Source organism: Bacillus sp. JJ783 (genome assembly GCF_036963225.1).
GTDB classification, from domain to species: domain Bacteria; phylum Bacillota; class Bacilli; order Bacillales; family Bacillaceae_G; genus Bacillus_A; species Bacillus_A cereus_U.
Window position 1 is genome coordinate 1 of record NZ_JBALMG010000190.1, and the last position, 8,469, is coordinate 8,469.

Consider the following 8,469-nt stretch of genomic DNA (forward strand, 5'->3'; position numbering starts at 1 on the left):
TCTAATTATTTTGTAAACTTTCCTAATATAATTTTAACATAAATTCCCATTATGTTACACACTTTACCAAGTGACATTTCTCTAAAATAAAATTCACAAAGTTAAGGTGGCTCAATACAGAACTAGGAGGTGTTGCTTTTATTGATTACAGTCTATTTGGGTATGGGTATTACTGGTAACAGTTAAACTAACTAGGAGCTACTGTTAACTAAGTAAAAATCATTTATTAACTTTAACAGAATTCAAGTTAAAAAGGTGTTTTCAAGTATAGAAAGCACCTTTTCAGTCTACAACTATTTTTTAATAGTCTAATACTTTTTTCTATAGTCTAAAACATTTTTTTAATTAAACAATTGAACAGTATCTTTTTTCTTTTCTTTTAAAAAAGCTTCTGTCAATCTCTGATCTGCTGTATATTTTGCTTTGTTCGGCATTCCTTCAGCTCTGGTTATTTCCATTGTATTTAAGTTTGCTACTACCGAGAAAAGCGTTCCAAATTTATGCTCTGTTAAATTTAAACAGACATGCCCCTTGGTTTCAGACATAATTGATTTGGCAATAGAAAGTGTCATATTATTAACATTTTCAGCAAGAACTCTATCTAATGTTTCAAAACGATCTTTTGATTTGCTCCAATTCCAGTTCTCTACAGCTAATGCACCTACATGATGATTCGTACAATGAATATAATTATTTTTCGGTAGACGAACATTACATTCATTTGGAGTAACTTCAACAACCGCCATACTCCCTGATGGATCAGCCAATAAATAGTTATTCGCAACTGAGCTTGGAAAACTTTTTAACACCTCGATTCCTTCTGCTACATTACTGCAATTTTCTAAAATATGTTTACATGAAATATAAAAGTTTAAACCCAGTTTAATTCCCTCATGTGGGACTGCTGTAATGCCCACAAATAAACCATGTTCATTTATGCCATCCACTTTTCCAATAAAACAATCTGAGTGACCTAGGTATTTATTTTTGTCATCAAAACAAACCAATGAAGACTCTGTAATTTTCTTCAAACTAAAGAGCATATCATAATTGCGGCCGATAATGACTTCCTTACCATTAAATGCTGCAAAAATACTGCATTGGCCTGACGGTTCAAAGACTCCTATACTTAATAGAAAGGAACTCACTTCCTCAAAAGAAGCATGACAACCGTCAGCAAAACCGTGTATTTCCTTTACAATATCCGAATCAAACTCATTCAGAATCGGGATACATGATTTTCCATAATGTAATTTTTCTTCTGTAACTTGTGGGAAGCGAAATCCGTTTTTGTAAAGAATTTCTGCATAATGCTTCCCTGCCCTATATGGATCCCCTTTCAATCTCGGATGATACATATTCTTTTCCTCCTTTGTTAAGCAAAATCTTTGTATATAAAAATAATAAACCCTCCAGTAGATGGAGAGTTTACCCGAATTTTATAAAAATCTTATTTAATATCAATTTTTGATAACAGGTACACATAATTTTGTGAAAAAGTCTGATGGATGTCTGCTTAAATTGGGACGTAGATCCCGCAAATTAAAATTAGAAGAAATTAGTCCTTCCTCATATATTTCCATCATATTTCCATTTTGCGTCAGATTATTTTCATCAATCCACTTTTTCATTATTTCATATCCTGCAGCCAAGTCTGTGTAAGGTCCTTTAACTGTAATGCATGCGTAATTTCCGTTGGGTAATATTCTACAACTATCTATATTATTCGAATCACTTACAGGTATAAGCAATTCGACATCCGCCTCATTTTTCTTCAAATCTCTATCATGGAAAATAGCCATGAGCTTTCCATTAACCTTAAGATTAAAAGCATAAACTTGGTCGAATAAATTTTTTACGAGCATATCTATAAATTTGATCTTAATTCTTTTACGAAGAGTATATACCCATGTCTTCTCCCGAATTTCAACATAACAATTAGAGAAAATCGGGCCCTGAATGATTGGAACATCGGTTTTTATTTTTATTTACAATTGTTTGATTTCTTCTATTTCTTTAGAGATTTGTTCTTTTTGCTTTTCCAGTTCAGAAATTTTTTGTTCGAACATACTATTCCACTGTACTTGATCAGCTCTCTCAATAATTTCCTTTATATCCGCTAATGGAGTATGCAAACTTTTTAGAAGCATTATTATTTTAATAGCTTCCATTTTGTCATAGTCATAATAGCGATAATTAGTTTCAGGGTCTATGTATGAGGGCTTTAGTAAACCAATGTCATCATAATACCGCAATGTTTTAACAGGTAAATTACATATTTCTGAAAATTTCCCTATAGTATACATAATATTATCCTTTCAAATACCTAACTGTGTTTATAAATAAATTAACCTACTTACATTAAGTATAATTTCATACAAATCTCATAATAATGTTTACAAAATAACCAATTCTGTTTGAGATTCTTATTCAACAATCTGGCCCAATTGTTGAATAAGAAAAAAAACCCGCATATTCACACAGGATTTTTAATCAAACTTTATTTTAAATGATCAATCTTTTTTATAAAACAACACTTTCCTCAATTTTAAGTGTCGGGAAATAATCACCATCCACATTTGTTTCCTTCTGTGGTACCTACTTCTTTTCCGTCTCTTATATCTACAATATGACTTTTTGTTGCTTTGAAATGAAGTCTGATAAAAAGCACCTCGTAATCTCTAAAATTTAATCAAAACACATTTAACATTCTTTAATTGAAAAGATAAAGCATCGCATCTTTTTTATAAACGTCGTAACTTTATTCAAAACTTCGCGTCTTTCTTAAAAACATCGTGACTTTATTTCAAATCCATAACTATTTTACTACCGATAAAATCTTGAGATTCATTGCTTCTCCTTCAATTCATCCAAATCCATATCCCTTTAGCGTGTCTATTCGCGATAATATTTCTTTCTTAACACAGTCAATTCTTCACCTAATTTTTCTACATCTGGTTTCCAAAACAAATTAACTTTGTTTACTTGTTTTAACGGAATCAGTCTTTCAGTTTTCACAAGTTGATTTAATCTAGCACGAGCTATATTGAGTAATTCCATTACTTCCGCAGCCGTTAAAATATATCCATCCACAAATTGTTTAACATCTTCCCTAGTTTCTAATTCATACATTATTAATCACCACTTTGATACTTGTTTTTTTATTACTTCCGAAAGCAGACATAACAGTGTCGCCAATAAATAAAATATAGTTGTGCCCATTAATACATAATCTGATTTTGATAAATCCCCCCAATTAATCACAAATCCAAAAATAACTATTAAATATATAAAAGACGTAACTGGACTACTCAAAATTTTCTCTGTTTTCTCCATTCCCTCGACCACCTTTCCTATATATGTAAATTTTATCATAGATTTAATTATTAATTAATAATTTTCAGAACAGTATATCAAGTGTTATCTACATGATTTAAGATATAAAGCATCCATACATTATTAATCACATCATGACCCTATTTCAAGTTTACAAAAGCAAAAAAATAGCCCCTCTCATTTACAATGAACAGGGGCGCTTTTTCTAGTACTCTACATGTTAAGTGTGTGCTAATCTTACGGCATACGATCTTTTAAATCTGCTAAAGGTATAAGCTTGTCGACAAGCCATAACCTCTTATTTCCATCATAGATAAGATTTATTTGCATTAATGACATATTATCAGATGAAACACCATTAACTGTAATTTTACTTTTCACTTTTGCTAATACATTTGCTTTTGTAGTATCCAAAAATGCATAATACAACTCGCCACCTGTGTATTCAGATTGAAATGAAACTTTCTTCTTTTCTTTCTCATCTCCAGTTCCAGGAGCAGATTGTGTTGGTCCACCTGGTGGTGTTAATTCTTTCTTTGCATTTGGTGTTATATATGCATCGATATTAGCAAGGTATGATTCGCCTTTACCCGTATCATAAGTACGGAAAGCTTTAAGAAATCGTTCTGCTGCTTCTTTTACTTGTTGTTGATTATTACTCTTTAGAGCCGACAACTCCTTTTTTGTATCGTTGTATTGCGCCTCCACCTTTTCCACTTTTTTTGTTAATTTTATATTATCATTTTTAAGTTTTTCATTATCAGATTGATATTTCACTAAAAATCCTACGCTACATATTAATAAGATTGCTATTATAATGGTAATTTTCTTCATCTATTTACCTCCTTTTTGCAGTTTCATGAGTTGTTAAGTGTTAATTGCAGTATTATCTAACCACACGACCATACCCCGCAAAATGCTGTTGAAAATATGCTTTACTTAAATCAGCATATCCAATTGGATCACCAGCATGATACATTATATTATTCCCAACATAAATTCCAACGTGTGTAATATAGTTGCTTGTGGCATATGTGCTATGGAAAAAAACTAAGTCTCCTGGCTTTGGATCCGTTACACGTTGAGTTTTATCCCATTGGGTTTGTGCAGTACCAAATAAATTAATACCAACCCTTGAATACGTATATTCAACTATTCCACTACAATCAAATGATGTATTTGGGGTTCGTCCTCCGAAAACATATGGCCATCCTTGATACTTTAGTGCTTCTGCCATAATTGCTTGGAATACATCATCACCTAAAACGCTACCACCGGCAATTCCACCAGAACCTCCGGGACTTTGACCAGGTTGATAATATTTCATAACATGCGGAACATAATCTGGATCACCATAGCACCAATTATTTGCTACAGCTTCTGCACTACGCCATGAAGCACATTTATAATTATTTATTGCAGTTTGTTTTGCTGAAAAAGCCTGAGCATTTTCATGGGTATATCCACCCTTTTCAAGGGCATATCCTGCATAACCAGTTCCATATAGTGATAGGTAAGGATTTGATATTATCTCCACCTTTTCCCCCACTTCACACCGTACGTGAGAGTTTCCCCTCATACGGCGTTCCATCTGATTCAATTGACCTAATTTTTATACTAAAGAAAAGATAGGAGTACGGTTCGCAAGTATTCTTAGTTTGTCGAACAATTTTTCCTTTTCTTTTCCTATTTCATATTTAGCTAAGATGGATTTTGCCCTCTCTGAATCATCGTGATGAATTGCAACGTGTATGTCTTCCAGCACAATTACCAAGTTTTCATAGTCGTCTTTTCCGTCAAATTCCAACGGAACTTTATGATGGCAATGCCAGCCAATTAGACCTAATTCTTGTTTGGTAATTGCACATTTTCCATACTGTGCTACAAATTTTGAAATACGATTATCATTGTATTCAACAGTTCGATGATTCATATAAAATCGTTGCACATGTCTAAGTATCTCCTTATCTATAACTTTCAAGGTATCGTGAATTTTCATCCTGCCTTCTTCTGTATAATTTGAAATAGACTGGGTGAAATTTCTTGCCGATTTATGCTTCTGTGCATGTATCGGTATTAATACAATATCCTGAATTTTATAGAGCTTCGGATTATAGTTCCGATACCTTTTTCTTAAGACAGGTGACATATCGTGCTTAGTGGCTTTTTTCCAATCTCGCCTCAATCGATTATAGAGTGTTCTTATGAGATGGCAACTCATTTGGTCTAAGTCATAATTAATATGGGTTGCAACGGCATAATAATTTTGTATGCCCATTACAATTGTGTTGTAATGCCATACTGCCTCTGGCGTTTGCTTCTTACTTATTTTTTTGATAGCTTCCTTTAATTTACCGTAAGCATTCTCTCTAGCTTTCCGGCACATTCTACTATGAGCGACATGACGTTTTCTCTTTTTCCGTGCTTTGATGGTAAATCCCAAGAAATCACTGGATTTCTTTTGTAGGTTAACAATTTGGGATTTCTCAGTGCTAATTTCAAGATGTAGCCGTGTTTTGAGAAAATCTTTTGTCGCCTCAAACATCTTAAGAGCCGTTGGATAGTCACGACATAGTATTTTGAAATCATCTGCGTATCGGATTATAAAGCATTCCTTCAAATTGCTTTTCTTTAATGCTCTATATTTGTCATTTCTCGCTCTGTATGGATGTTTAGTCTCAATGGTCTCCCATTGGTCACTAATCCACCAATCTAACTCGTTTAAAACGACGTTAGAAAGAAGAGGGCTCAAAATGCCTCCTTGTGGAGTCCCCTTATTTGGGAAACCTTCATTAATGATTTCCGCTTTTAACAAACTTGAAATGATAGAGAGCAATTTCTTATCTCGTATCCCCATACTCCATAACTGTTTCATGAGCTTTCCATGATTGACATTGTCAAAGAATCCTTTGATATCTATATCTACACAATAGTGAAAACCTCTTCCTTGACTGTTCACCAAAGATTTCATCCTTGCTAACGCATGATGTGTACTTCGGTTAGGACGAAACCCATAACTATGGGCATGAAACTTTGCTTCACATATAGGTTCGAGAATTTGTAGGATACACTGTTGAAATAGCCTATCCCATATTGTCGGTATCCCAAGAGGTCTCTTTTTACCATTAGGTTTTGGTATGAAAACTCACCTAACCGCTTGTGGTTGATACCAGAAAAACATTGACCTAACCTTTTCTATCATTTCATCTGTTAAAAGCAATTTTATATCGTTGATGGTCATGCCATCGACCCCAGCTGTCACACTACCCATATTTTTTTTAATGTTTCGATATGCCAATTTGATATTTTCATCCATCATCATAAGCTCTATTAGTTTATAAAAATTGTCTCCATTTTGACTTTGCTGATACAAACCATCCTGAATGGACTACATATCATAGTATTCAGCGTGTCTCAGCTTCGCAGTTTTCTTTATAAGTCGGTGCTCCTTTCAGAGTTAACCTTTTTTAGTCTCACAAGAACCTTATAATTCGACTGATTTGCTCTATAAAATGGTCGGTCAATCTTCTATCAGACTAATGGCTATCCCTCCACGATGTTTCCATCGTCTCATAGGTACTATGCCATCACTCTCACCACCATAAATAAAGGTTATATGCACGTTAATCTCACGGGCATTTTCCCTTTAAACACTTCGTCAAAGATAAGTTCTCCATGTTGGTGGCTTTCCACGTTCCACTATTTCTATCTGTTCATGACACTTTTAGGGCTCTCCTTTAAGCCTGTTGACTGGATGTCGCCTATAACGACATATGGACTTTCATAACAACTATTCTTACTTATCCACATCAACGCCACGCTCGTGGCACGCACATTTCTATGTGTTATGCTTTCTAGACCCGTACATTCGGAGATTCGTCAGATTCTGCCTACCAATGGTTTTTGTGAATCCATTCTACCCATGAGTGTTTTATAGACTCCCGACCTATAGGCTACATCATCCATCTCTGGACAACTTTCGTAGTACTTACGTACTTTACGATAGCTCTCGGCCGACTTTACCGAGCTTCACACACTTACAGTTCTTATCCACTGTATCATGCATGTCGGAGTATCAGAGGAAGCCCTTCCAGGCGTTACCCTTTCATTTGACTTCTCGAAATAGTAGTTCTCCTGATTTCAAATCAGTGCTCAACCTTTTCAGTTAAGAACGTGTCGCACAGTTATAACATTGTAATGTGATATTTTGATCACCATTGGATTTTTTATGACAATCAGCAAAATGCATTAAACCATATTTTATACTTTCCTCTGGATCAGTAAAATACCCTGGAGGATACCCTTGTGATTCCGAGCTTTGCATAACGTCCAATTGGGTTCCAGAACTTTCCTGTTGAATAAGAGCTAATATTAATGAAGTCATTGCTTCTATGCCATGTTGCGCCGCATATTTCCTTACCAATGGCTCCCATCTCATTACTTCAGGACTAACATTTGCAGTACCTGGTGCAAAAGGACCACCAATTCCTCCAGGACTGACTTCATCTTCACTCATCGTGGACGTTAGTAAAAATATCACTACACCTAAACCTAAAACAGCAGCCATAATAACACCGGCCGCTATTAATAATGGCTTTGCAACAGCAACTGTAGCTGCCTTTTGGGCTACTTTGACTGCTACTTTCTTACCTACTTGTGCAACTGCTTTACCCGCTATTTTTGATCCCTTACCAGCCGCCTTCCCTAAAGAATGGCCTGCCTTTTTCAAGGCAGGCTTAGCATTCTCCAGTTCAGCTTCAGGATGATGTTCATGTTCAAAGTCGCGATTTGGTTCCGCACCCAATGTATAAACCCTCCTTCATGAGCTGAATTATTTTGGTTTTATTGTTTCTTTTGCTTTTACATTTTTTATAGCTTCTTGTTGTGTTTGTGCTTTTGCATTAACTTTCTTAATATCTGCTCCTTCTTTTACATATTGTTGATTATTCACTTTAGGAACATTTTTACTTTGTTGTTGATTAACCGGTTTTACCTCTACTTGTTTTTGTGGTGTACTCACATGGGAAGTAGTGACTGGTTTGCTCTCCATCGGGTTTGATTGTAATGGCGTTGCCCCCGATTGTGGTGCTGTAATTGGTTTACTCTCCATCGGATTCGATTGTAATGGTGTTG

General features: G+C 34.9%; 9 protein-coding genes and 2 pseudogenes. All 11 read right to left on the bottom strand.

Annotation, left to right across the window (positions count from 1 at the left end):
- Window positions 1-341: 341 nt before the first annotated feature.
- Window positions 342-1,358 (bottom strand): C45 family autoproteolytic acyltransferase/hydolase, encoded by a 1,017-nt coding sequence (locus V7038_RS27415; protein ID WP_097905603.1) that lies wholly within the window; start codon window positions 1,356-1,358, stop codon window positions 342-344.
- Between the two features lie 102 nt (window positions 1,359-1,460).
- Window positions 1,461-1,988, bottom strand: a complete 528-nt coding sequence (locus tag V7038_RS27420; protein WP_335695937.1) for a GyrI-like domain-containing protein — start codon at window positions 1,986-1,988, stop codon at window positions 1,461-1,463.
- A complete protein-coding gene (locus V7038_RS27425; RefSeq protein WP_335695929.1) occupies window positions 1,989-2,306 on the bottom strand; it encodes a MerR family transcriptional regulator in 318 nt (105 codons plus the stop codon).
- 589 nt (window positions 2,307-2,895) lie between these two features.
- Window positions 2,896-3,132, bottom strand: coding sequence for a DNA-binding protein (locus V7038_RS27430; protein WP_105587596.1), 237 nt, complete (start codon window positions 3,130-3,132; stop codon window positions 2,896-2,898).
- Between the two features lie 6 nt (window positions 3,133-3,138).
- A complete protein-coding gene (locus V7038_RS27435) occupies window positions 3,139-3,336 on the bottom strand; it encodes a hypothetical protein (RefSeq protein WP_335695930.1) in 198 nt (65 codons plus the stop codon).
- Window positions 3,337-3,573: 237 nt separating this feature from the next.
- Window positions 3,574-4,170 carry a hypothetical protein gene (locus V7038_RS27440; protein ID WP_335695931.1) on the bottom strand — a complete coding sequence of 199 codons (597 nt, stop codon included), beginning with the start codon at window positions 4,168-4,170 and terminating at the stop codon, window positions 3,574-3,576.
- Between the two features lie 52 nt (window positions 4,171-4,222).
- Window positions 4,223-4,840: pseudogene (locus V7038_RS27445) on the bottom strand (C40 family peptidase); the annotation flags it as partial.
- 108 nt (window positions 4,841-4,948) lie between these two features.
- On the bottom strand, window positions 4,949-6,475 hold the full coding sequence (gene ltrA / locus V7038_RS27450; protein WP_438825122.1) for a group II intron reverse transcriptase/maturase: 1,527 nt from the start codon (window positions 6,473-6,475) through the stop codon (window positions 4,949-4,951).
- A 6-nt stretch (window positions 6,476-6,481) separates the two neighbouring features.
- Window positions 6,482-6,709, bottom strand: coding sequence for a hypothetical protein (locus tag V7038_RS29630; protein ID WP_438825121.1), 228 nt, complete (start codon window positions 6,707-6,709; stop codon window positions 6,482-6,484).
- 801 nt (window positions 6,710-7,510) lie between these two features.
- Window positions 7,511-8,140 (bottom strand): annotated as a pseudogene (locus tag V7038_RS27455) (lysozyme family protein); the annotation flags it as partial.
- 27 nt (window positions 8,141-8,167) lie between these two features.
- Window positions 8,168-8,469: hypothetical protein (locus tag V7038_RS27460; protein WP_335695932.1), on the bottom strand; the 302-nt coding region annotated here is incomplete at its 5' end.

Excerpts from the sequence above, each read along its gene's own strand:
- V7038_RS27430 (WP_105587596.1), bottom strand. The coding sequence starts at position 3,132 with ATGTATGAATTAGAAACTAGGGAAGATGTTAAACAATTTGTGGATGGA.
- V7038_RS27440 (WP_335695931.1), bottom strand. The coding sequence starts at position 4,170 with ATGAAGAAAATTACCATTATAATAGCAATCTTATTAATATGTAGCGTA.
- V7038_RS27415 (WP_097905603.1), bottom strand. The coding sequence starts at position 1,358 with ATGTATCATCCGAGATTGAAAGGGGATCCATATAGGGCAGGGAAGCAT.
- V7038_RS27435 (WP_335695930.1), bottom strand. The coding sequence starts at position 3,336 with ATGGAGAAAACAGAGAAAATTTTGAGTAGTCCAGTTACGTCTTTTATA.
- V7038_RS27425 (WP_335695929.1), bottom strand. The coding sequence starts at position 2,306 with ATGTATACTATAGGGAAATTTTCAGAAATATGTAATTTACCTGTTAAA.